This window comes from Streptomyces sp. QH1-20 (assembly GCF_041283565.1).
Classification (GTDB): domain Bacteria; phylum Actinomycetota; class Actinomycetes; order Streptomycetales; family Streptomycetaceae; genus Streptomyces; species Streptomyces syringius.
This window is the reverse complement of sequence record NZ_CP166299.1, coordinates 3,934,173-3,957,978: the sequence shown is the minus strand read 5'-3', so window position 1 is coordinate 3,957,978 and position 23,806 is coordinate 3,934,173. Positions and strand designations below refer to the sequence as shown.

Genomic DNA, 23,806 nt, shown 5'->3' with positions numbered 1-23,806 from the left:
GATGACTGCAAGCACTGCCAACGACCAGCGCTTCCGCGAGTTCAAGATGCCCGACGTGGGCGAGGGGCTCACCGAGGCCGAGATCCTCAAGTGGTACGTGGCCGTCGGGGACACCGTCTCCGACGGGCAGGTGGTCTGTGAGGTCGAGACCGCCAAGGCCGCCGTCGAGCTGCCGATCCCCTTCGACGGCGTGGTGCACGAGCTGCGCTTCGGCGAGGGCGTGACGGTGGACGTCGGCACCGCGATCATTTCGGTCGACACCCAGCCCGGCGCGGGGCCGGCCGAGGCCGCCGCCCCGGCGGAGCCCGCCGCGGCGCCCGCGGCCGAAGCCGAGCCGGAGCCGCAGGGCCGCCAGGCCGTGCTCGTCGGCTACGGCGCCGCGCCGTCCTCGACCAAGCGCCGTGCCCGCAAGGCGCAGCCCGCGCCGGTGCAGCAGCACATGGCCGCCGCGATCCAGGCGGAGATGAACGGCCACGCGGCCCCGGCCGCCCCGGCCCCGGCGCCCGCGCCCGCCGCGCCTGCCGCACCCGTGGAGCCCGTCGGCCGGCCCCTGGCCAAGCCGCCGGTCCGCAAGCTCGCCAAGGACCTCGGCGTCGACCTCGCGACGGTCGTCCCGACCGGCACGGACGGCATCGTGACCCGCGAGGACGTCCACGCGGCCGTGGCCGCGCGCACGGCACCGGCCCCGGTCACGGAGGAGCCGGCGGCCCCCGCCGCGCCCGCGCCGTCCACCGCGCCCGCCGCTCCGGCCGACCTCGCCGCCCGCGAGACGCGGATCCCGGTCAAGGGCGTACGGAAGGCCACCGCCCAGGCGATGGTCGCGAGCGCCTTCACCGCGCCGCACGTCACGGAGTTCGTCACCGTCGACGTCACCCGCACGATGAAGCTCGTCCAGCAGCTCAAGACCGACCCCGACATGGCCGGGCTGCGCGTCAACCCGCTGCTGCTCGTCGCGAAGGCGCTGCTCGTCGCGATCAAGCGCAACCCGGACGTCAACGCGTCCTGGGACGAGGCCAACCAGGAGATCGTCCGCAAGGACTACGTGAACCTCGGCATCGCCGCGGCCACGCCGCGCGGTCTGATCGTCCCGAACATCAAGGACGCCGGGGCGAAGACCCTTCCCGAGCTGTCCGCGGCGCTCGGCGAGCTGATCGCCACGGCCCGTGAGGGGAAGACGAGCCCGGCGGACATGTCCGGCGGCACGGTCACCATCACCAACGTCGGCGTCTTCGGCGTCGACACCGGCACGCCCATCCTCAACCCGGGCGAGTCCGCGATCCTGGCGTTCGGCGCGGTCAAGCTCCAGCCCTGGGTCCACAAGGGCAAGGTCAAGCCCCGCCAGGTCACCACCTTGGCGCTGTCCTTCGACCACCGCCTGGTCGACGGGGAGCTCGGCTCCAAGGTCCTCGCGGACGTGGCCGCCGTGCTGGAGAACCCCAAGCGCCTGATCACCTGGGGCTGACACAGGACGAAGGGCCCGGACGCTCCCTCCTCACCCCCCTCCAGCGAGGAGAGAGCAGCGTCCGGGCCCTCTGCCCGTGTGCGGAGCGGCCTCGGGATACCACCCCTGGCAGAGGGTGGAATGGCCCGTGCTGCGCAATTTACTTAAGATTGACCAACACTTGCAGTGTCGGATTTTGGAGGGCGCGTGAACCGCGTCGACGGCGAGTCCATCAGCCGCCTGCTGCGCGCCTGGCGGTCCCGCGTCGACGCCCGGACCGTCCCCGAACTGCGCGGCCTGTACCCCCGCCCCGGCCGCCGGCTCTCCCAGGCGCACGTGGCCCGGATGACCGGGGTGAGCGAAGGCTGGTACCGCGCCCTGGAGGCGGGCCGCCGCCAGGACTTCTCCGAGAGCTTCCTGCTGCGCGTCGCGCAGGCGCTGCGCCTGAGCGAAGCCGAGACCCTGACCCTCTTCCTCGCCGTCTGCGGCCGCCGCCCGCCCGGTCTGCTCGCCCCCGACCCGACGGACCTCCCCCGCGGTGTCCAGGCACTGCTCGAACAGCAGGTCTCCTACCCCGCCTACCTCTCCGACGTCGCCTGGAACGTCGTCGCCGCCAACCCCCTGATGGGCGAGTGGTTCCCCTGGGTCCTGCGCCCCGGCGCGAACCTCATGCGCTGGACCCTGCTGGACCCCGAGGCCCGCGAGCAGATGCTCGACTGGGAGGACAGCTGCGCCCGCATCTACCTCGCCATGCTCCGCGTGGCCGCCAACAGCAACCCCGACAACGCCGAACTGCGCACCCTGGTCCGCGACATCCTCGAAGCCGACGCCGACTGCCGCCGCATATGGTCCGAGGAATCCGACGTCGTCGAGCACCGCGACGGCCACGTCTTCCGGCTGCGCCTGCCGTACCACGGCAACGCGGAAATCCGCGTCACCACCCACGTCCTCCTCCCCATACAACGCCCGGACCTGCGCTTCGTCTTCATCACCCCCATGGACGGCTGGGCGGGGGTGTAAGCGGCGTCGGGTAGCCATGCGGCTGTCCGCATCGCGAAACGCCACTCCCCGCGCATACCTGTTGTATCTATGCTGTGCGCATGTCAGCCACCGCCACTGCCAAGCGTCCTGCCGCCGACCGCGTGTACGCGCATGTGAAGGACGCCGTGCTGCAGCGGCGGTACGAGGGCGGGACGCTGCTGACCGAGGGGGACCTGGCCGGTGAGGTGGGGGTTTCGCGGACTCCGGTGCGGGAGGCGTTGCTCAGACTCGAGGGCGAGGGGTTGCTCAAGCTCTACCCGAAGAAGGGGGCGTTGGTGCTGGCCGTGTCCGCGCAGGAGATCGCGGACGTGGTGGAGACCCGGCTGCTGGTGGAGAAGCACGCGGCCGGGAAGGCCGTGCCCGCCTCGCCCGCGCTGCTCGCCCGGCTGGAGGAGCTCGTCGAGGACATGCGGCGGCAGGCCGCGGCCGGGGACCTCGCCGCCGTGTCCGTCAGCGACCGCGCCTTCCACGCCGAGATCGTGCGCAGCGCGGGCAATCAGATCCTCTCGCGGCTGTACGACCAGCTCCGCGACCGGCAGTTGCGGATGGGCGTCGCCGTGATGCACGCCCACCCCGACCGGATCGCGAAGAACATCGCCGAGCACACCGAGATCCTCGAAGCGCTGCGCGCCGGGGACGCGGAGGCGGCCATCGGCATCGTCGACCAGCACGTCAGCTGGGTGCGGAACCTGGCACAGGGCCACGAACGATGACAGGGGGAGAGGCGATGAGCGGGGGTTCCACCGGGCTGCCCGGCGACCCACCCGGCGGGCGGCGGGCGATGGCCGTCTGGGGGCTGGGCGTCGGGGTCTACTTCGTCGCGATCGTCTTCCGCACCAGCCTCGGTGTGGCCGGCATCGACGCCGCCGAACGGTTCCACATCAACGCGTCCGCCCTGTCGACGTTCTCCATACTCCAGCTGCTGGTCTACGCCGGCATGCAGATACCCGTCGGCCTGATGGTCGACCGGCTCGGCACCAAGAAGGTGCTGGCGCTCGGCGTCGTGCTCTTCACCGCCGGGCAGTTCGCGTTCGCGCTCTCCCACTCGTACGGCATGGCCCTCGCCAGCCGTGGGCTGCTCGGGTGCGGTGACGCGATGACGTTCATCAGCGTGCTGCGGCTCGGCGCGCGATGGCTGCCCGCCCGGCACGGGCCGATGGTCGCGCAGGTCGCGGCGCTGTTCGGGATGGCGGGCAATCTGATCTCGACGCTGCTGCTCGCGCGGCTGCTGCACAGCGCGGGCTGGACGACGACGTTCGCGGGCAGCGCGACGGCGGGCGTGGTCGTCCTCGTCCTGCTGCTGCTCTTCCTCCAGGACCACCCCGAGGGGTACGCGCCCGTGCCCCCCTCCCACACGGGCAGCGGGTTCGTGCGGCAGCAGATCGTCCGCGCCTGGCGGGAGCCGGGGACGCGGCTGGGGATGTGGGTGCACTTCACCACCGGCTTCCCCGCGATGGTCTTCCTGCTGCTGTGGGGGATGCCCTATCTCGTCGAGGCGCAGGGCCTGAGCCGGGGGACCGCGGGGGCCCTGCTCACCCTCGTCGTGCTGTCGAACATGGCCATCGGCCTCGTCTACGGCCAGGTCATCGGCCGGCACCGGGCCGCCCGGCTGCCGCTCGTCCTCGGCACCGTCGCCGCGACCGCCCTGCTGTGGGCGTCGACCGTCGGCTGGCCCGGCTCGCACGCCCCGATGTGGCTGCTGATCGCGGAGTGCGTCGTCCTCGGCGCCTGCGGACCGGCCTCGATGATCGGCTTCGACTTCGCCCGCCCCGCCAACCCGCCCGAGCGCCAGGGCACGGCCTCGGGCATCGTGAACATGGGCGGGTTCGTCGCCTGCATGACCACCCTGCTGGCCGTGGGCCTGCTGCTGGACGCCACCGGCGACAACTACCGCGTCGCGTTCGCGTCGGTGTTCGTGCTGGAGGCGCTCGGCCTGTCCCAGATCCTGCGGCTGCGCACGAGGGCGCAGCGGCGGGAGCGGGAGCGCGTGGTGGCGTCGCGGGTGGAGACGGTCCACGTGCCGGTCTGACGGGCACGGGCCGGCGGCGGGATCACCGCGTGCGGACTCACGGCGTGACGGCGAACTCCCGGAGGATCGCCGTCGCCAGCCCCAGCTCACCCTCGATCTTCACCCGGTCCGCCACCGCGTCCGGACGGACCCGGCCGCACGCCAGCCGGGCGTAGGTCTCCCAGTCCAGGGCGAGCGTCGCCGTCGGCCCCAGCGACACGCTGCTGTCGATCGCCCCCCTGCCCTGCGCGTCGATCCGCACCGTCCGCAGGAACTCCAGCGGCCCGTGCACATCGAAGACGACCGCCGACCCCGCCGGGGCGCCCGCGTCCATCGCGACGACCTTGGGCAGGGCGAGGAGCAGGAAGTCACGGGTGAGGGCCGCGCCCGGGGAGTCGAGGTTGCCGGGCTTGCCCAGGGCGCGCCGCAGGTCCTGCTCGTGCGTCCACACGTCGAAGGCCCTTATCGTGAGCGCCCGTTCCAGCGTCTGCTCGTTGCCGCTGCCCAGCGGCCAGCGGACCGGTGCCTGCGGGGAACGCGTCTCGTTGCGCAGCTGCCGCGAGCGCCGGATGATCGTGTACTCCAGCTCGGACGTCATCTCCAGGGCCGTGTGGCAGCGCCGCACATCGACCTGCACCTCGATGTACCGCGAGAACTCGTCGGTCACGTGGTAGAGATCGCGAGGCAGCGTGTGCATCGGCCGTGGCTCGCCCAGCATTTCGCACTCGACGCCGATGACGTGCGAGACCACGTCGCGCACGGACCACCCGGGGCATTCGGTGGCCCGGTTCCATTCGCTCTCCGCGAGCGGTCTCACCAACTCGTTGATGGCCTCGATGGAATGGGTCCAGGCGTCGATGGCGGGCTGGAGGCTTGGGTGGACGGTCACGGGACCCCTCGGGCGGTGCGGTACGTACGCGGACTGACTGCTCGGATGGGCTGCGCTGCTACTGCCGTGCTGCTACTGGAGTTCGGTTAAGTGCTGTATGGGTTCTATGCAGTTAAGTTACGCTGCGCACGGGCGCCCCGGCAGGGCTTTCGACGACGAACGCGTGCCGCGCCGACGGTTCGAATGCTGAGAGTGGTGGTACTGTGCGCGCCTCTTTGATCCAGATCGGTGTGGACCCGGACGAGCCGGTCGCCGAGCGCCGGACGCGAGTGGCGTCCCTCGTGCGCGAGCAGCGCGGCAGTGACCTCGTGGTGCTGCCCGAGCTGTGGACGGTGGGCGCCTTCGCGTACGAGTCCTTCGCCGAGGAGGCCGAACCGCTGGACGGCCCCACGGCCGAGGCCATGGCGGCCGCCGCCTGGGACACCGGCGTCTGGCTGCACGCGGGCTCGATCGTCGAGCGGGACCCGGACGGTCCGCTCTACAACACCTCCCTCGTCTTCTCGCCCAACGGCGACCTCGTCCGCACCTACCGCAAGATCCACCGCTTCGGCTTCGACAAGGGCGAGGCCGTCATGATGGCCCCCGGCTCCGAGGTCGTCACCGTGCCGCTGCCGCAGACCACCCTGGGCCTCGCGACCTGCTACGACCTGCGCTTCCCCGAGCTGTTCCGCGCACTCGTCGACGCGGGCGCGCAGACGCTCGTCGTCCCCGCGGGCTGGCCGGCGCGACGCCGCGAGCACTGGACGCTGTTCGCCAAGGCGCGGGCCGTGGAGAACCAGTCGTACGTCCTCGCCTGCGACACCGCGGGCACCCACGCGGGCGTCGAGCAGGCCGGGCACAGCATCGTGGTCGACCCCTGGGGCGAGGTCCTGGCCGAGGCGGGCGCGGGCGAGGAGGTCCTCACCGTGGATCTGGACACCGCCCGCGTCGCCAGGATCCGCGACGACTTCCCGGCCCTGAAGGACCGGGTCCTGGGCCGGAAGTAGCCCGGCCGGGCCCGCCCGGCCCGGCTGGAATACCCGCACCGACCGGTGATGTTGGATAGGGGCATGGCCCCACACGCACGCGTCCGCGCCCCCGAACTCATCGGAAAGGGCGGCTGGCTGAACACCGGCGGTAGCGCCCTCACCCTGGCTGACCTGCGAGGACGCATTGTCATCCTCGACTTCTGGACGTTTTGCTGTGTGAACTGCCTGCACGTCCTCGACGAGCTGCGGGAGCTGGAGGAGAAGCACCGCGACACCGTCGTGATCATCGGTGTGCACTCGCCGAAGTTCGTCCACGAGGCCGAGCACCAGGCCGTCGTCGACGCCGTCGAGCGGTACGAGGTGCACCACCCCGTCCTGGACGACCCCGAGCTCGCCACCTGGAAGCAGTACGCCGTGCGGGCCTGGCCCACGCTCGTCGTCATCGACCCCGAGGGCTACGTCGTCGCCCAGCACGCGGGCGAGGGCCACGCCCACGCCCTGGAGCAGCTCGTCGGCGAGCTGGAGGCCGAGCACGCGGCCAAGGGCACCCTGCGGCGCGGCGACGGCCCGTACGTCGCCCCCGAGCCCGTCGCGACCGATCTGCGCTTCCCCGGCAAGGCCGTGCTGCTGCCCGGCGGCACCTTCCTCGTCTCGGACTCCACCCGGCACCAGCTCGTCGAGCTGGCCGCGGACGGCGAGAGCGTCCTGCGGCGCGTCGGCTCCGGCGAGCGCGGCTTCGGCCCCGACGGCTTCAGCGAGCCGCAGGGCCTGGCGCTGCTCCCTGACGGCACGGTCGCCGTCGCCGACACGGTCAACCACGCCCTGCGCGCGTACGACCCCGCCACCGGCGCCGTCACCACCCTCGCGGGGACCGGCCGTCAGTGGATGCAGGGCCGTCCCACCTCCGGCCCCGCCACCGAGGTGGATCTGTCCTCCCCCTGGGACGTGGCCTGGTTCGCGGACCGGCTGTGGATCGCCATGGCGGGAGTGCACCAGCTGTGGACGTACGACCCGGCCACCGGCACCGTCGAGGTCGCCGCCGGTACGACGAACGAGGGGCTGGTCGACGGACCGGCGCCCGAGGCTTGGTTCGCGCAGCCGTCCGGGCTGGCCGCGACCGAGGACCGGCTGTGGGTCGCGGACTCGGAGACCAGCGCCCTGCGCTACGTCGAGCGGGACGGCGCGGGCTTCGCGGTCCGCACGGCCGTCGGCACGGGGCTCTTCGACTTCGGCCACCGCGACGGGGAGGCTGGTCAGGCCCTCTTCCAGCACCCGCTCGGGGTGACCGCCCTGCCCGACGGCTCGGTGGCCGTCTCCGACACGTACAACCACGCCCTGCGCCGCTACGACCCGGCGACCGGCGAGGTCACCACCCTCGCGACGGACCTGCGGGAGCCGTCGGACGCGGTCCTCGTCGGCGACGACATCGTGGTCGTGGAGTCCGCCCGGCACCGGCTGACGCGGCTGCGGTTGCCGGAGGAGGCCGTTCGGGTGGAGTCCGTCGCGCACCGCACCCAGCGGGCGGCGACCGACGTCGCGCCCGGGCGGCTGCGGCTGGACGTCGTCTTCCAGGCCCCGACGGGCCAGAAGCTGGACACCCGCTACGGGCCCTCGACCCGCCTCCTGGTGAGCTCGACCCCGCCGGAGCTCCTGGCGGAGGGCTCGGGCACCGGTACGGACCTGGGCCGTGACCTGGTGCTGGCGGACGGCGTGACCGAGGGCGTGCTGCACGTCTCCGCGATGGCCGCGTCCTGCGACGACGACCCGGAGAACGAGTACCCCGCCTGCCACATGCACCAGCAGGACTGGGGGGTACCGGTGCGCGTCGTGCCCGGCGGCGCTGAACGGCTGCCGCTGGTGCTGGCGGGCCTGGACGCGTGAGCGGCCCGACAGCAGTGAGAGAGCGCCGGGATCAGCGCGTGTAGCGGTGTTCCTCCTCGACGACCGGCGCGGCCGGGGCCGGCGGCTGCGTCCTGCGTCGCTGGAAGATGCTGACGTAGGCGCAGACGCCGAGGATGCCGACGGCCATCAGGATCAGGCCGAGCAGGGTGACGTTCACGCCGTCCATGTGCCAGTCCACGGCGAAGGTGAGGATGGCCCCCACCGCGATCAGACCGATGCAGCCGCCCATACCCATGGCTAACGCCTCCGATGTCGATTGGCCGTTCCGGTTCGCATGGGTTGCGGTTACCCCGGACCGGGCCGGCCAATCAACGCCGGGCCGCTACCACTTGAGCGCGGCGGCCTGACTGCTCTGCCAGTACGTCCCCTGGGCCTGGTCGTCGACGTGGACGGAACCGCCCGGCAGCGGGGCGTCCACCTTGTCGCCGACGCTGCTGCCGTCGCCCGGTCCCTGGAAGGAGACGGCGAGCTTCTTGGCCTTGCGGCCGGTGCCGCCCGAACCGTCGGCGGCGGAGGTGACGATGCCCGCGTAGGCGGACTTGCCCGGGGCGAGGGTGACGGGAGCCTGGGGGCGGCTCTTGTCGATCACGGGGGTGGTGGCCTGGTCCTGGTCGAAGCGCAGGAACGGGTAGCCGTGCGCGGTGCAGGCCGACTTCGAGGTGTTGGTGGCCACCAGCAGAAGGTGGTTGACGGGCGAGCTGACGGCCTTGACCTCGACCTTGACGGTCCCGGAGGCACAGACACCGGGTGCGGCGCTCTTGCCCTTGTCGCTGCTGCCGGCCGCGGAGCCGCTCTGACCGTCCGTGGCCGCCGCTTCCTCGTCCTTGGCGGGCGACGCCGTGCCGACCGGGCCGGACGAGCCGGCCTTGTCGGCCTTGTCCGACGCGGAGTCGTCTCCGCCGCCACAGGCGGTGAGGGTGAGGGCGGCCGCGGCGGTGAGCGCGGCGGCCGCGATACGCAGGGTGCGGGAGCGGCGGGCGGTGGCTCTGGCGGGCATGGTGGTTTCTCCCGATGGGACGTTGACGGGCCGGTACGGCCCGATCTTCCCACCATGGGGGTGCACCACCGCTGCGCGGCGGTGTCCTCAAGCGCCGGACGGGCTGCTGTGCTGTGTCCTCAAGCGCCGGACGGGCTGGATTTGGCTGAGCTCAGCCAAATCCAGCCCGCCCGCCGCCGCAGGCGGCACAGACGGCCTCAGCCCTCCAGGAAAGCGGTCAGCACGCCCGCCAGCAGATGCGGGTCCTCCGCGCCGCACAGCTCGCGCGCCGAGTGCATGGAGAGGATGGCGACGCCGATGTCGACCGTGGTGATGCCGTGCCGGGCGGCCGTGATGGGCCCGATGGTGGTGCCGCAGGGCATGGAGTTGTTGGAGACGAAGTGCTGCCAGGGCACGCCCGCCCGCTCGGCCGCGGCGGCGAAGACGGCCCGGCCGCTGCCGTCGGTCGCGTACCGCTGATTGACGTTGACCTTCAGGATCGGGCCGCCGTTGGGCATCGGGTGGTGGCCCGGGTCGTGGCGCTCGGAGTAGTTGGGGTGCACGGCGTGGCCGGTGTCGGAGGACAGACAGACCGTGCCGGCGAAGGCGCGCGACTTGTCCTCGAAGGAACCGCCGCGGGCGAAGACGGACCGCTCCAGGACATTGCCCAGCAGGGGGCCCTCGGCGCCGGTGTCGGACTGGCTGCCGTTCTCCTCGTGGTCGAACGCGGCGAGCACGGGGATGTACGGCAGGCTCGCGGACGCGCACGCCGCGGTCAGCGCGGCGATGCCGGCGTGCACGGACAGCAGATTGTCCATGCGCGGGCCGGCGAGCAGCTCCTGGTCGCGCCCGAGGTAGGCGGGGGCCTCGACGCTGTGGACCATCAGGTCCCAGCCGGTGACGTCCCCGGCCGCGACGCCCGCCTCCTCGGCGACGAAGCGGATGAGGTCGCCCTCGTCCGGGTCGCCCAGACCCCAGATCGGCATCATGTGGCGCTGCTTGTCGAGCTTGAGGCCCTCGGAGTTCACCGAACGGTCGAGGTGCACGGCGAGCTGCGGCACGCGCAGCAACGGCCGGTCCACGTTGACGAGGTGGTGGCTGCCGTCCCGCAGGGTGATCCGGCCGGAGAGGCCCAGGTCGCGGTCGAGCCAGGTGTTGAGCAGCGTCCCGCCGTAGAGCTCCACGGCGATCTGCCGCCAGCCGTGCGAGCCGGTGTCCGGCAGCGGCTTGACGCGCAGGTTCGGCGAGTCGGTGTGCGCGCCGATGATGCGGAAGGGGGTGGCCGTGGTCGCCCCGTCCGGCACGTACCAGGCGATGATCGCCCCGCCGCGCGTCACGTACTTGCCGCCGGTCGACGCGTCCCACGCGTCCGTCTCCGCGACCTGACGGAAGCCCGCCTTCTCCAGCCGCTCGGCGGTGTTGGCCACCGCGTGGTACGGCGAGGGGCTCGCCGCGAGGAAGGTCATCAGGTCGTCGGTGTGGCCGCGGTCGAAGCGGTGCGCAGAGCTCATGGCCTCAGGATAAGGATCAGGGCAAGTGATCGGGGGGTCTTGCGCGGTTGACGCGTGACGATGCGAAAGGCCCGCCTCCCAAGGGGAAGTGGGCCTCGCACATGACAGGGATCAATCCCCGGAAGGGACCTCAGAACGCGGCCTCGTCCAGCTCCATCAGGGAGTTGTCGACGGACTCGGCGAGCGAGCGCTCGACGGAGACGCCGGGCAGGACGTTGTGGGCGAAGAACTTCGCCGCCGCGATCTTGCCCTCGTAGAAGGCCTTGTCCTTCGAGGAGGCGGAGCCGAGCTTCTCGGCGGCCACCGCGGCACCCTTGAGCAGCAGGTAGCCGATGACGACGTCACCGGAGGCCATCAGCAGGCGGGTGGAGTTGAGGCCGACCTTGTAGATGGACTTGACGTCCTTCTCGGTCGCGGCGAGGTCGGTCAGCATCGCGCCGACGATCCCCTCCAGGTCGACCGCGGCCTTGGCGAGCTGGTCGCGGGCGGCGGCCAGGTCCTCGCCGCCGGCGGCCTCGGCGAGGAACTTCTTGATCTCCTCGGAGAGGGTGGTCAGCGCCTGGCCCTGGTCGCGGACGATCTTCCGGAAGAAGAAGTCCTGGCCCTGGATGGCCGTGGTGCCCTCGTACAGCGTGTCGATCTTGGCGTCACGGATGTACTGCTCGATCGGGTACTCCTGGAGGTACCCGGAACCGCCGAACGTCTGGAGCGACTGCGCCAGCTGCTCGTAGGACTTCTCCGAGCCGTAGCCCTTGACGATGGGCAGCAGCAGGTCGTTGAGACCGTGCAGCGCCTTGGCCTCCTTCAGGGAGGCCTCGTCGCCCGCGTGCTCCTTGATCAGGATCTCGTCCTGGACGGCGGCGGTGTAGAGGACGAGGGCGCGCATGCCCTCGACGTACGCCTTCTGCGTCATCAGCGAGCGGCGGACATCGGGGTGGTGCGTGATGGTGACCTTGGGCGCGGCCTTGTCCATGAAGTTGGCCAGGTCCGGACCCTGCACGCGCTCCTTGGCGTACTCCAGCGCGTTGAGGTAGCCGGTGGAGAGGGTGGCGATGGCCTTCGTGCCGACCATCATCCGGGCGAACTCGATGATCATGAACATCTGGCGGATGCCGTCGTGCTTCTCGCCGACGAGCCAGCCCTTGGCGGGGTGCTTGTCGCCGAAGGTCATCTCGCAGGTGTTGGACGCCTTGAGGCCCATCTTGTGCTCGACGTTGGTGGCGTAGACGCCGTTGCGCGCGCCCAGCTCACCGGTCTCGAAGTCGAACTCGAACTTCGGCACGAGGAAGAGCGACAGACCCTTGGTGCCCGGGCCGTGGCCCTCGGGGCGGGCCAGCACGTAGTGGAAGATGTTCTCCGCCATGTCGTGCTCACCGGAGGTGATGAAGCGCTTCACACCCTCGATGTGCCAGGAGCCGTCCTCCTGCTTGACGGCCTTGGTGCGGCCGGCACCGACGTCCGAACCGGCGTCCGGCTCGGTCAGCACCATGGTGGAGCCCCACTGCTTGTCCACCGCGAGCTTGGCGATGCGCTTCTGCTCCTCGGTGCCCTCCTCGTAGAGCACGCCCGCGAACGCGGGGCCGGAGGAGTACATCCAGATCGCCGGGTTGGCACCCAGGATGGTCTCGGCGAAGCCCCAGAGCAGGGAGCGCGGCGCGGTGGTGCCGCCGATGCCCTCCGGGATGCCGAGACGCCACCACTCGGCGTCCATGTAGGCCTGGTAGCTCTTCTTGAAACTGGCCGGAACCGGGGCGGTGTTGGTCTCCGGGTCGAAGACCGGCGGGTTGCGGTCGGCGTCCACGAAGGAATCGGCCAGCTCGTTCTCCGAGAGGCGCGCGATCTCCGACAGGACGCTCTTGGCGGTCTCGACGTCCATCTCCGCGAACGGGCCGGTGCCGTACAGCTTGTCGCGGCCGAGAACCTCGAAGAGGTTGAACTCGATGTCGCGGAGATTCGACTTGTAGTGGCCCATGACAACGGCTCCGTAAGGGTGGGAGGTGGATCCTCAACAACTACCGGGCAGTAATTTCCATGATGCTACCGGTCGGTAATAAGACGCAACCCCTGATCGCCCAACTGTGACTGAGTACGCTTTGGGCCATGTACGGCTACGACCAGAACGTGGGCACACAGGGCTACGCCCCGCCGCAGCAGTCCGGCGGCTACGGCGAGCAGCCGCTTTACCCCGAGCCGTCCCCGCCGTCGCTGGCCGACGCGGTGCGGGCCTTCACCACGGGCTCGATGTCCGCCGAGGACTTCCAGATCATCTTCTCGACCTCGAAGGTCTACTGCCCGCGCGGTGACACGCCGGGCTTCCTCGCCCTGCACAACACCCAGCAGCCGGTGATCCCGATGTTCACCTCGCTCAAGGAGCTGCGGCGGTACGCGGGCAAGGAGTCCAAGTACTTCGTGATCACAGGCGCCGAGGTCATCGATCTGCTGCCCACGGGCTACGGCTTCGTGCTGGACATGGAGGGCGACCACCGGATGGTCTTCGACGCCAAGGCCGTCGAGCAGATGGTCGACTTCGCGATGCGCCGCATGTACGGGTGACCTGCCGGCCTGCTGTGCTGTGTCCTCAGCGGGCCGTTGCGGCGGCTATCCCGTCGCCCGGCGGTAGAGCTTCTCGATGGCGTCGCCGAAGTACGAGCTGTACGACGTCTCGTCGTCGCCGCCGCCCTGGAAGCCGCCCAGGACGCCGTTGACCGTGCCCAGGCCCGTGGCCGGGTCGATGTCGGTGAGGACGGGGCCGCCGCTGGTGCCGTTGGGCAGGCCGTGGCACTCGAAGCGCAGCTGGGTGGGGCCGCGGGTGCCGGTGGTGTTCTGGCAGGCGAGGGGGCGCTCCTCGCCGATGGGGTAGCCGATCACCCGGGCCGGGCGGTTCGGCTCGGGGCGGAAGCGGATGCGCTCGGCGCCGGTGACCCGCTCGATGGGGGTGTCGTCGTCGACCCGGCGGACCCGCAGGAACGCCACGTCGTGGTCCTGGTCGCCGCCCGCCGCCCACTCGGGGGCGATGTCGATGGAGGTGGGCACCCAGACGCCGTAGGGGGCCCGGCCGTCGTGGTAGCCGGGGACGAAGGCGATGTCGGTGCGGAATTCGCGCTGGTACACGCAGTGGGCGGCGGTGGCGATCAGATCGCCCCGGGGGCTGTGGACGACGCTGGCACTGCAGCTGTGGTCCGGTTCGCCCTCGCCCGTGTAGAACAGCGGGCCCACGGCCGGCGAGGGGTCGCTCTCGCGGGCCTCCAGCGGCTTCGAGGCGGGCAGCGGGTCGCTGCCGGAGCCGACGGGCGCGGGTGCGGGCACGGGGGGCTTCGCCGGGGTGCGGACCACCGACCGCATCGCCTCGGCGCTCTTGTCGCCCAGGGCCCTCGGCTGCTCGTAGTGACCGTCGGCGTCGCCCTCGGCCAGGGGGGCGTCCGAGGCCTGGCCACGGCTCGCCATCAACAGCCCGATCACGATCAGGGCCAGGACGGTGGCGATCAGAGCGGCTGTCCCGGCGGGACCCGAGGCGTAGCCGCGGTCGGTGGCTTTCAGGCGCATTCACCCAGTGTCCACGTTCGAATGATGTTCGCGCCGGAGGCGCGCGCCCGGCGTGTGGCCGGGAGTGCGGCCCTCGGGCGGTCCGGGAATGGGGGCGCCCTTGCTGGTTGTTCACTCTTCAACTAACTTGGAGGCGTCGCAACCGAGGAGGCTGTCATGCCCGCAGTAACCGTAGAGAACCCGCTGACCCTGCCCCGCGTGGCCGCCCCGGCCGACGGCCGGCAGCGGCCGGTGCTGCACGTCGCGACCGCGCCGAGCGGTTTCGAGGGCGAGGGCTTCCCCGTCCGGAAGGCCTTCGCGGGGATCAACTACAAGTACCTCGACCCGTTCATCATGATGGACCAGATGGGTGAGGTGGACTACGGGCCGGGTGAGCCGAAGGGCACGCCTTGGCACCCCCACCGCGGCTTCGAGACGGTCACCTATCTGATCGACGGCACCTTCGTGCACCAGGACTCGCACGGTGGCGGCGGCACGATCAACGACGGCGACACCCAGTGGATGACCGCCGGGTCCGGCCTGCTGCACATCGAGGCCCCGCCGGAGTCCCTCGTCGTCAGCGGCGGGCTCTTCCACGGCCTCCAGCTGTGGGTGAACCTGCCGAAGGCCGACAAGATGATGGCCCCCCGCTACCAGGACATCGGCGGCGGCAAGGTCAAGCTGCTCACCTCGGCCGACGGCGGCGCGCTGCTGCGGCTGATCGCGGGCCGCATCGACGGCCACGAGGGCCCGGGCATCACCCACACGCCGATCACGATGACGCACATCTCCCTCAACCCGGGCGCGGAGCTCACCCTGCCCTGGCGGCCGGACTTCAACGCCCTCGCCTACGCGCTCTCCGGGAGCGGTACGGCGGGCGCCGAGCGGCGGCCGTTCGGGACGGGGCAGTCCGTGGTCTTCGGCAACGGCGACTCGATCACGGTCCGGGCGAACGACAAGCAGGACACCCGTGGTCCGAACTTCGAGTTCGTCCTGCTCGGCGGGCAGCCGATCCGGGAGCCGATGATGCACTACGGCCCGTTCGTCATGAACACCCACGCGGAGCTGGCGCAGGCCTTCGAGGACTACCAGGCGGGCCGCCTCGGCACGGTGCCGGCTGACGCCGTGTAGTCGGCCGACCCGCCGCTTTGTCCTCAATCGCCGGACGGGTTCGTTTTCGAGCCCGTCCGGCGATTGAGGACACCGCCGCGCAGCGGAGGTGCACACCCTGCGGCACCACCCCTCACCCACCCGGACCCGACCACCGAGCTCTCAGCGCATCCCCATGATGCGCTGAGCCCGTGCCGACCGAATCGGAGCTGAAGCCGCTGCTGCCCCGTGCCGTGCGCAAGCTGGCGGCCTGGTGTCTGGTCCTGCTGCTGGTCGCCGGGGTCGCCGCCGTCGGCGTGTGGCTGTGCGTCCAGCTCAAGGCGGCGGTCACGCCCGTGCTGCTGGCGCTGCTCGGCACGGCGCTGCTCCGGCCCGTGCACCGGCGGCTGCTCGCGACGGGTGTGCGGCGCTCCCTCGCGGCGGCGCTGACCTGCCTGCTGCTGCTCGCGGTCGTCGGTGGCACCGGTTACGTCGTGGCCGCCGCGCTGATCGACACCGGGGACCAGATCATCGCCTCGGTCAGGGAAGCCGCCCGGAAGCTCGCGGACCACTTCGGCGCCGCCGGGAACTCGCTCGACGAGCTGGCGAGCAACGGCAAGGAACTGCTGGGCAGGTTCGGCAGCACGGCCGCCTCCGGCGTGCTGTCCGGGCTCAGCGTCGTCGGGGAGATGATCGCCCTCGCCGTGCTGGCCCTCTTCCTGACCTTCTTCTTCCTGCGCGACTCCGACAAGGCGGCGGCCACGGTGCACGCCCTCGCCCCGGGGAACTCCGGCCCCCGCCTGGAGGCGATGGGACGGCGCGGGTACCGGGCGATCGAGGGGTTCATGCGCGGCACCACGCTCATCGCGCTGATCGACGCGGCGTGCATCATGGCCGGGCTGCTGATCCTGCGGGTGCCGGGCGCGGCGGGCCTCGGCGCGCTGGTCTTCGTCACCGCGTACATCCCCTACCTCGGCGCGTTCCTGTCCGGCGCGGTCGCGGTCCTGGTGGCCCTGGCCGAGCGGGGCCTCGGCACGGCCGTGTGGGTGCTGGGCGTGGTGCTGGCCGTACAGGTGCTGGAGGGGCACGTGCTCCAGCCGATGATCCAGAGCCGTACGGTGCAAATGCATCCGGCGACGGTCATGCTGACGATCACGGCGGGCGCAAGCGTCGCGGGGATCCTCGGCATGCTGCTCGCCGTGCCGCTGACGGCGGCGGCCTTCGGCGTCGTCTCGGAGCTGCGCGCGCACTATGCCCCGGTCAGCGGTCCGGCGGGCGGTACGGAGGTCCGGGACGGGTAGCCGCGCCCCACACCCTCACGTCACCTCCGCCAGCCCCTCCGGCGTCAGCAGCGTGCCGTGCGTTCCCGAGGCTCCGGCCGCCTCGAACAGCTCGAACCAGATGTTCTTGCCCTCGCCCCGGGGGTCGACGCCCCACGCGCTCGCGAGCAGCTCCATCAGCACCAGACCGCGCCCGGAGGACGCCATCTCGCCCGGGTGGCGGCGGTGCGGCAGCTCGTCGCTGCCGTCCTCGACCTCGACGCGCAGACAGCGCTCGCCCTGCTCGCCCGTTATCTCCGCGACCAGCAGCGCGTCCCCGTCCGTGTGGACCAGGACGTTGGTGACCATCTCGGAGACCATCAGCACCGCCGAGTCGATCTGGTCCGCGTCGCGCCAGTCGTGCATGAGCTCGCCGAGCTGGTGCCGGCACTCCGCGATGCGTTCCGGTTCGGCCTGGGCGATGGTCAGGACCATGCGGCGGGCCGGGTGCGGGAGCGTGACGAGGCCGGTCCCGACGGGGGCGGGGGCCTCCCGGGAGAGCAGGAGCACGGCGATGTCGTCCTCGCGCCGGTCGACCAGGGGGCCGGTGGTGTAGTGGGAGGGCGGGCCGTGGACGGCCTGGACGAGGGCGTCGGCGAGCTGTTCCAGATCACCGGCACCCTCGTTCCGGCCGTCCAGCGGATAGCCCTCGATGACCTCGCGCAGCCTGCTCCAGCCGGTCTCCAGATCGTGGCCGCCGGTCTCGATGAGCCCGTCCGTGCAGACCATCATCGTCTCGCCGGGTTCGAGGACGAGCCGGGTGGTGGGGTAGTCCGTGTCGGGGACGATGCCGAGCGGCAGGCCGCCCGCCGTGGGCCGGACGAGCACCGTGCCGTCGCTGAGACGGATCGCGGGCTCGGGATGCCCGGCGCGGGCGATGTCGAGGAGCCCGGTGGCGGGGTCGACCTCGATGTAGAGGCAGGTGGCGAAGCGCGGGTCGGTGTCCTCGGACTCGGTGTCGTTGACGCCCGAGAGGAAGCGCGAGGCCCGGGAGAGGACCGCGTCCGGGTGGTGGCCCTCGGAGGCGTACGCGCGCAGCGCGATCCGCAGCTGCCCCATCAGCCCCGCGGCCCGTACGTCGTGCCCCTGGACGTCCCCGATGACCAGGGCGATCCGCCCCGAGGGCAGCGGGATCATGTCGTACCAGTCGCCGCCCACCTCCAGGCCGCCGCCGGTCGGCACGTACCGGGCGGCCACCTTCATACCGGGGATGTCCGGCTGGACGGTCGGCATCATCGAGCGCTGGAGGCCGACGGTCAGCTCGCGCTCCGACTCGTGGAGGCTGGCCCGGCTGAGGGCCTGGGCGAGCATCCGGGCGACGGTGGTGAGCACGGACCGCTCGTCGGGGGTGAAGCTGACCGGGATGGAGAACCCGGCCATCCAGGCGCCGATCGAGTGACCCGCGTTGATCAGCGGCAGGAAGGCCCAGGACTGGCGGCCGAAGTGCGCGACCTGCTTCCAGGCCTCGGGGAAGCGGCGCTCGTAGTCGTCGGGGCTGGGCAGATAGATCGCGCGGCCGGTGCGGATGACCTCGGCGGCCGGGTAGGCCGCGTCCATCGGCAGATCCAGGAAGGGCTCCGCCTCGCCCGGGCCGTAGCCCTGGTGGCCGATGACCTTCACCCGGTTGCCCTCGGCGCTGAAGACCGCCAGTCCCGACGGTACGAAGCCGGGCATCGACAGGCCCGCCGCCACCCGCAGCACCTCGGCCGTCGACCGGGCCTCGGCCAGGGCCCGGCCCGCGTCCAGCAGGAAGGCCTCGCGGTTGCGCCGCCAGTCTCCCGTCACCTGGGCCCGGACGGCGGAGGTGCCGGGCTGGGCCTCGGGGACCTCCTGAACGGTCCCGACCAGCATGTAGTCCTTCTCGCCCGCCACCGGCCGGGAGCGGCTGCGCACCGTCCGCAGCACCCGCCCCACGTCGTCGACCACGCGCAGCCGGGCCTCGGCGAGGGTGCCCTCGGCCACGGCCAGATTGATGATGCCCATGATCTCGACCCAGTCCACGGCGTGGAACCGGGCGCGGGCCGCCGACTCGGTCAGCTCGACGCGCTCCGCCGGCAGGCCCAGCAGACGGGCGGCCTCGGCGTCGAAGGTGGCGATGCGCGAGGCGTTGTCCCAGTGCCACAGGCCGGTCGCCACGGCTGCCAGTACGTCCTCGGTGCGCATTGCCCCACTTTAAGCGGGTCCGCCAGCTTTATGCAGGTCTGAGAATGGACGACGACCGAGGGCAGGTGGGGCAGTACCCTTGCACACGTGCTGTGTGCACGCTAACCCAGTGCAACGCCAGCTTCGATCAACCCCCTCGACCAACGACTTGGATGAACGATGCATCGGTACCGGTCCCACACCTGCGGCGAGCTCCGTGCGGCTGACGTCGACACCGACGTGCGACTGAGCGGCTGGCTGCACAATCGGCGCGACCTGGGCGGCATCCTCTTCATCGATCTGCGCGACCACCACGGTCTGGTGCAGCTCGTCGCCCGTCCGGGCACCGCGGCGAACGAGGCCCTGAGCCACCTCACCAAGGAGACCGTCGTCCGCATCGACGGCAAGGTCGTCGGCCGTGGCGCGGACAACGTCAACCCCGAGCTGCCCACCGGTGAGATCGAGGTCGAGGTCGCGGCGGTCGAGGTGCTGGGCACCGCCGAGCCGCTGCCCTTCACGATCAACACCGACGACGGGGTGAACGAGGAGCGGCGCCTGGAGTACCGCTTCCTGGACCTCCGCCGTGAGCGCATGCACCGCAACATCATGCTGCGCTCCGCCGTCATCGCCTCGATGCGCCAGAAGATGACCGCCCTCGGCTTCAACGAGATGGCGACCCCGATCCTGTCCGCCACCTCCCCCGAGGGCGCGCGCGACTTCCTGGTCCCCTCCCGGCTGCACGCCGGCAAGTTCTACGCCCTGCCGCAGGCGCCCCAGCAGTTCAAGCAGCTGCTGATGATCGCGGGCTTCGACCGCTACTTCCAGATCGCGCCCTGCTTCCGCGACGAGGACGCCCGCGCGGACCGCTCGCCGGGCGAGTTCTACCAGCTCGACGTCGAGATGTCCTTCGTCGAGCAGGAGGACGTCTTCCAGGTCATCGAGAAGGTCATGACCGACCTCTTCGAGGAGTTCGGCAACGGCCGCCACGTCACCTCCCCCTTCCCGCGGATCCCCTTCCGCGAGGCGATGCTGAAGTACGGCTCCGACAAGCCGGACCTGCGCGCCAAGCTGGAGCTGGTCGACGTCTCCGGTGTCTTTGCCGACAGCGGCTTCAAGGCCTTCGCCGGCAAGCACGTCCGCGCGCTGGCCGTGCCGGACACCGCGGGCCAGTCCCGCAAGTTCTTCGACGGCCTCGGCGAGTACGCCGTCGAGCAGGGCGCCAAGGGCCTGGCCTGGGTCCGGGTGGGCGGAGACGCCGGAAAGCTGGACCTGTCCGGTCCGATCGCCAAGTTCCTCACCGAGGACGACATCAAGGCCCTCACCGAGGCCCTGGACCTGGCCCCCGGCCACGCCGTCTTCTTCGGCGCGGGCGAGTTCGACGAGGTCTCCAAGATCATGGGCGCGGTCCGCGTCGAGGCCGCCAAGCGCGCCGGCCACTTCGAGGAGAACGTCTTCCGCTTCTGCTGGATCGTCGACTTCCCGATGTTCGAGAAGAACGAGGACACCGGCGCGATCGAGTTCTCGCACAACCCGTTCTCCATGCCGCAGGGTGGCCTGGAGGCGCTGAACACGATGGACCCGCTGGACATCCTGGCCTGGCAGTACGACATCGTCTGCAACGGCACCGAGCTGTCCTCCGGCGCCATCCGCAACCACGAGCCCGAGGTCATGTACAAGGCCTTCGAGATCGCCGGTTACTCGAACGAGGACGTCGAGCGCGAGTTCGGCGGCATGCTGCGCGCGTTCAAGTTCGGCGCCCCGCCGCACGGCGGCATCGCCCCGGGCGTCGACCGCATCGTGATGCTGCTGGCCGACGAGCCCAACATCCGCGAGACCATCGCCTTCCCGCTCAACGGCAACGCCCAGGACCTGCTCATGGGCGCCCCGAGCGAGGTGGACGAGTCCCGTATGAAGGAGCTCCACCTGTCGCTGCGCAAGCCGCAGGTGAAGGACGCGAAGTAGCCGCTCCGACCGGGTGACCGGACAGGCACACACGAGGGGCCCGGAACCGCCGATGTGGTTCCGGGCCCCTCGTCTGTGCCCGGAGGGCCGGGTGGAGGCCGGTCCTCCGGACGCTCTTCGGTTCTTACCAGCCGGTCGTGCCGTCGACGCGTTCGCGCAGCAGATCGGCGTGTCCGTTGTGGCGCGCGTACTCCTCGATCATGTGCAGATAGATCCAGCGCAGCGACACGGGGGCCCCGGACAGCTCGCCGGCGACGGGGACCCAGGGGAAGGTGCAGGTGGCGTCCAGGGAGAGCGGCGCGCAGTTGGCCCTGGCCAGCTCGATCTCGGCCTGCCAATCGGCGAGCGCCCCGGCGAGCGTGGCGTCCTCGGCGACCTCGAGGGCGACGTCACGTACCTCGCCGAGGTCCTCGGGGCCCAGGGGGGTGTCGTCGGTGCCGTAGGCCCTCGCCACCTTCTCCCCGGTGAGTATGCGGCGGAACCACGTCCGCTCCACCTCGGCCATGTGCTGGACGAGGCCGGTCAGGGTCAGTTCGGAGGGTCGGACCGAGGCCTCGCGGGCCTGCTCGTCGGTCAGTCCGGCGCATTTGTGGGCGAGGGTGGCTCGGTGGAAGTCGAGCCAGCCCTCCAGCGTGGAGCGTTCGTCGGCGTTCAGCGGCGGGATGGGCCTGGTGGAGATCGACATGACGATCAGACTCACACAAGTGCGGTGAGGACCGGGAGGCGCGGGCAGCATCCTGCCGCGTTGTGCACGGCCCGCGAGAGCCGCCCCGCCGTCAGCCGCTCGCCCCACAGCACGGACGCCACCCCGTACTCGGCGATCGCCATCAGCTCCGTCTCGCCCAGCTCCTCGGCGACGACCACGACCGGTGCCCGCCCGTCCCGGGTCAGCCGGTGCAGCTCAGCGCCCGCGCTCTCCTCGTCGCGGCCCAGGAACAGGATGTCGACCTCGCCGCCCTCGCGGACCACGTCGACCCCGGGCAGCGGGCGGAGCCGTCGGGCGAGGCGGGCGCGGGTCAGCTCGTCGCCGGCATGGACGTTCACGGTGATGCGTTTCTCGTACAACACGGTTCTTCCTCGTCTCCCCCGCGAATCCAACGCCTTCAGCTTCCCGGGGCGCGCTGAACAAACGATTGCCGATCGATCAACGCGGCCGCGCCGTGGACGCACGAGGGGCCCGGGACCGTGCGGAAGCACGGTCCCGGGCCCCTCGAAGCGGCTCAGGCTGCGCTGTCGTCCCCGCCGCCGAAGCGCTCACGGTAGGACTCCAGGTCCTCCTCCGTGATCTTCGCGAACAGCACCGGCGGCACCGTGAACGGCGTACCCACCGGGACGGACGACAGGGACGCCGCCTCGTCGCGCGAGACCCACGTGGCCGTGTCATCGGTCAGCGCGAACGCGCTCCGCATGGCGGCGGCCGAGGCCGGGATGAACGGCTCGGAGACGATCGAGTACAGGTGGATCAGGTTCATCGCCGTGCGCAGCGTCAGAGCCGCGGCGTCCGGGTCGGTCTTGATCTCCAGCCAGGGGGCCTTGGTCTCCAGGTAGGAGTTGCCCGCGCTCCACAGGGCACGCAGCGCCTGCGCCGCCTTGCGGAACTGCATGGCCTCCATGTGCTCCTCGTACTCCTGGAGCAGCTGGGCGATCTCCCGGCCCAGGGTGGCCTCGGCCTCGCCCGCCTCGGCACCGGCCGGGACCTCCTCGCCGAAGCGCTTCTTCGAGAAGGACAGGACGCGGTTGACGAAGTTGCCCAGGACGTCGGCGAGGTCCTTGTTCACGGTGGCCGAGAACAGCTCCCAGGTGAACGACGTGTCGTCCGACTCGGGGGCGTTGGCCATCATGAAGTAGCGCCAGTAGTCGGCGGGCAGCAGCTCCAGGGCGTCGTGCGTGAAGACGCCGCGCTTCTGGGACGTGGAGAACTTGCCGCCGTAGTAGTTCAGCCAGTTGAAGGCCTTGACGTAGTCGACCTTCTTCCACGGCTCGCGGGTGCCGAGCTGGGTGGCCGGGAACATCACCGTGTGGAAGGGGACGTTGTCCTTGCCCATGAACTGGGTGTAGCGGACGTCCGTCGCCTCGTACCACCAGGACTTCCAGTCGCGGTTCTCCGGGTCCTGGTCCGCCCACTCCTTCGTCGCGCCGATGTACTCGATCGGGGCGTCGAACCAGACGTAGAAGACCTTGCCCTCGGCCGCCAGCTCCGGCCAGGTGTCGGCCGGGACCGGGACGCCCCAGTCCAGGTCACGGGTGATCGCGCGGTCGTTCAGGCCCTCGGTCAGCCACTTGCGGGCGATCGAGGAGGCCAGGATCGGCCAGTCCTTGCCGTGCTCGTCGATCCACGCCTCGACCTCGCCCTGGAGCTTGGACTGCAGGAGGAAGAGGTGCTTGGTCTCCCGGACCTCCAGCTCGCTGCTGCCGCTGATCGCCGAACGGGCGTCGATCAGGTCCGTGGGGTCCAGGACCCGGGTGCAGTTCTCGCACTGGTCGCCGCGGGCCTTGTCGTAGCCGCAGTGCGGGCAGGTGCCGACGATGTAGCGGTCGGGCAGGAAGCGGCCGTCGGCCAGGGAGTAGACCTGGCGGATCGAGCGCTCCTCGATGAACCCGTTCTTCTGCAGCTGACGCGCGAAGTGCTGGGTGATCTCCCGGTTCTCCGGGGAGGAGCTGCGGCCGAAGTAGTCGAAGGACAGCCCGAAGCCCTCGTAGATCGCCTTCTGCGCGTCGTGCTGCTGGGCGCAGAAGGCGTCCACGGGCAGGCCGAGCTCCTTGGCGCCCAGCTCGGCCGGGGTCCCGTGCTCGTCGGTGGCGCAGATGTACAGCGTCTCGCGGCCGGTCTGGCGGAGGAACCGTGCGTACACGTCCGCCGGGAGCATGGACCCCACCATGTTGCCCAGGTGCTTGATCCCGTTGATATACGGAAGGGCGCTGGTGATGAGGTGTCGAGCCATTGCCGGCTGCTCCCTGGTCGATGCGGCTGATGCTGTTTTTACGGGCACCTTTAGCGTATCCGAGTGCCAGGGGGCAGCCGCGCGGCATTTATGT

The 23,806-nt window shown here is 71.0% G+C and carries 20 protein-coding genes; 10 read left to right on the top strand and 10 right to left on the bottom strand.

Annotated features, from left to right (window positions below; all coding sequences use genetic code 11):
• The first annotated feature begins 1 nt into the window (after window position 1).
• From AB8O64_RS17720 to AB8O64_RS17705, 4 genes are all read left to right on the top strand, one after another.
• Entirely contained in the window at window positions 2–1,462 is a 1,461-nt protein-coding gene (locus tag AB8O64_RS17720) for a dihydrolipoamide acetyltransferase family protein (protein ID WP_370419967.1), read from the top strand.
• Window positions 1,463–1,648: 186 nt separating this feature from the next.
• On the top strand, window positions 1,649–2,461 hold the full coding sequence (locus AB8O64_RS17715; RefSeq protein WP_165451562.1) for a helix-turn-helix transcriptional regulator: 813 nt from the start codon (window positions 1,649–1,651) through the stop codon (window positions 2,459–2,461).
• 80 nt (window positions 2,462–2,541) lie between these two features.
• Window positions 2,542–3,195 carry a GntR family transcriptional regulator gene (locus tag AB8O64_RS17710; protein WP_184734670.1) on the top strand — a complete coding sequence of 218 codons (654 nt, stop codon included), beginning with the start codon at window positions 2,542–2,544 and terminating at the stop codon, window positions 3,193–3,195.
• A 14-nt stretch (window positions 3,196–3,209) separates the two neighbouring features.
• Entirely contained in the window at window positions 3,210–4,511 is a 1,302-nt protein-coding gene (locus tag AB8O64_RS17705; protein WP_365206020.1) for an MFS transporter, read from the top strand.
• A gap of 37 nt (window positions 4,512–4,548) precedes the next feature.
• Here AB8O64_RS17705 and AB8O64_RS17700 read toward each other — a convergent pair whose 3' ends face one another.
• Window positions 4,549–5,379 carry a maleylpyruvate isomerase family mycothiol-dependent enzyme gene (locus AB8O64_RS17700; RefSeq protein WP_356451243.1) on the bottom strand — a complete coding sequence of 277 codons (831 nt, stop codon included), beginning with the start codon at window positions 5,377–5,379 and terminating at the stop codon, window positions 4,549–4,551.
• Between the two features lie 203 nt (window positions 5,380–5,582).
• Here AB8O64_RS17700 and AB8O64_RS17695 point away from each other — a divergent pair, with 203 nt between their 5' ends.
• Complete coding sequence (locus AB8O64_RS17695) at window positions 5,583–6,365, top strand: carbon-nitrogen family hydrolase (protein WP_356451245.1); 783 nt, start codon at window positions 5,583–5,585, stop codon at window positions 6,363–6,365.
• Window positions 6,366–6,428: 63 nt separating this feature from the next.
• Window positions 6,429–8,228 carry an NHL domain-containing thioredoxin family protein gene (locus AB8O64_RS17690; protein WP_370419966.1) on the top strand — a complete coding sequence of 600 codons (1,800 nt, stop codon included), beginning with the start codon at window positions 6,429–6,431 and terminating at the stop codon, window positions 8,226–8,228.
• Between the two features lie 31 nt (window positions 8,229–8,259).
• Here AB8O64_RS17690 and AB8O64_RS17685 read toward each other — a convergent pair whose 3' ends face one another.
• The 4 genes from AB8O64_RS17685 to AB8O64_RS17670 all read right to left on the bottom strand — a co-directional run bounded on the left by AB8O64_RS17685 (window position 8,260) and on the right by AB8O64_RS17670 (window position 12,708).
• Window positions 8,260–8,484, bottom strand: a complete 225-nt coding sequence (locus AB8O64_RS17685) for a DUF6458 family protein (protein WP_356451248.1) — start codon at window positions 8,482–8,484, stop codon at window positions 8,260–8,262.
• Window positions 8,485–8,571: 87 nt separating this feature from the next.
• A complete protein-coding gene (locus AB8O64_RS17680; RefSeq protein ID WP_370419965.1) occupies window positions 8,572–9,246 on the bottom strand; it encodes a DUF4232 domain-containing protein in 675 nt (224 codons plus the stop codon).
• A 197-nt stretch (window positions 9,247–9,443) separates the two neighbouring features.
• On the bottom strand, window positions 9,444–10,736 hold the full coding sequence (locus AB8O64_RS17675; protein ID WP_370419964.1) for a M18 family aminopeptidase: 1,293 nt from the start codon (window positions 10,734–10,736) through the stop codon (window positions 9,444–9,446).
• Between the two features lie 130 nt (window positions 10,737–10,866).
• Window positions 10,867–12,708: an acyl-CoA dehydrogenase gene (locus tag AB8O64_RS17670; protein WP_370419963.1), complete on the bottom strand. Its 1,842-nt coding sequence runs from the start codon at window positions 12,706–12,708 to the stop codon at window positions 10,867–10,869.
• A 128-nt stretch (window positions 12,709–12,836) separates the two neighbouring features.
• On the opposite strand from AB8O64_RS17670, the gene AB8O64_RS17665 reads away from it, so the two are divergent.
• Window positions 12,837–13,289: an SseB family protein gene (locus AB8O64_RS17665; RefSeq protein ID WP_130878671.1), complete on the top strand. Its 453-nt coding sequence runs from the start codon at window positions 12,837–12,839 to the stop codon at window positions 13,287–13,289.
• Between the two features lie 45 nt (window positions 13,290–13,334).
• Here the strand turns inward: AB8O64_RS17665 and AB8O64_RS17660 are convergent, their stop codons facing one another.
• Window positions 13,335–14,279 (bottom strand): serine protease, encoded by a 945-nt coding sequence (locus AB8O64_RS17660; protein WP_370419962.1) that lies wholly within the window; start codon window positions 14,277–14,279, stop codon window positions 13,335–13,337.
• A gap of 156 nt (window positions 14,280–14,435) precedes the next feature.
• On the opposite strand from AB8O64_RS17660, the gene AB8O64_RS17655 reads away from it, so the two are divergent.
• Both AB8O64_RS17655 and AB8O64_RS17650 read left to right on the top strand, forming a co-directional pair.
• A complete protein-coding gene (locus tag AB8O64_RS17655) occupies window positions 14,436–15,389 on the top strand; it encodes a pirin family protein (RefSeq protein WP_370419961.1) in 954 nt (317 codons plus the stop codon).
• 170 nt (window positions 15,390–15,559) lie between these two features.
• A complete protein-coding gene (locus tag AB8O64_RS17650) occupies window positions 15,560–16,648 on the top strand; it encodes an AI-2E family transporter (protein WP_370419960.1) in 1,089 nt (362 codons plus the stop codon).
• 15 nt (window positions 16,649–16,663) lie between these two features.
• Here the strand turns inward: AB8O64_RS17650 and AB8O64_RS17645 are convergent, their stop codons facing one another.
• Window positions 16,664–18,829 carry a SpoIIE family protein phosphatase gene (locus AB8O64_RS17645; RefSeq protein ID WP_356459034.1) on the bottom strand — a complete coding sequence of 722 codons (2,166 nt, stop codon included), beginning with the start codon at window positions 18,827–18,829 and terminating at the stop codon, window positions 16,664–16,666.
• A 159-nt stretch (window positions 18,830–18,988) separates the two neighbouring features.
• Here AB8O64_RS17645 and aspS point away from each other — a divergent pair, with 159 nt between their 5' ends.
• The gene (gene aspS, locus AB8O64_RS17640; protein WP_370419959.1) at window positions 18,989–20,770 is read left to right on the top strand and encodes an aspartate--tRNA ligase; all 1,782 of its coding nucleotides are present in this window, start codon (window positions 18,989–18,991) and stop codon (window positions 20,768–20,770) included.
• Between the two features lie 124 nt (window positions 20,771–20,894).
• Here aspS and AB8O64_RS17635 read toward each other — a convergent pair whose 3' ends face one another.
• The 3 genes from AB8O64_RS17635 to metG all read right to left on the bottom strand — a co-directional run bounded on the left by AB8O64_RS17635 (window position 20,895) and on the right by metG (window position 23,712).
• A complete protein-coding gene (locus AB8O64_RS17635) occupies window positions 20,895–21,455 on the bottom strand; it encodes a DinB family protein (protein WP_370419958.1) in 561 nt (186 codons plus the stop codon).
• Between the two features lie 11 nt (window positions 21,456–21,466).
• Entirely contained in the window at window positions 21,467–21,838 is a 372-nt protein-coding gene (locus tag AB8O64_RS17630; RefSeq protein WP_370419957.1) for a DNA-binding response regulator, read from the bottom strand.
• Window positions 21,839–21,990: 152 nt separating this feature from the next.
• On the bottom strand, window positions 21,991–23,712 hold the full coding sequence (metG, locus tag AB8O64_RS17625) for a methionine--tRNA ligase (protein ID WP_365377646.1): 1,722 nt from the start codon (window positions 23,710–23,712) through the stop codon (window positions 21,991–21,993).
• Window positions 23,713–23,806 lie beyond the last annotated feature (94 nt).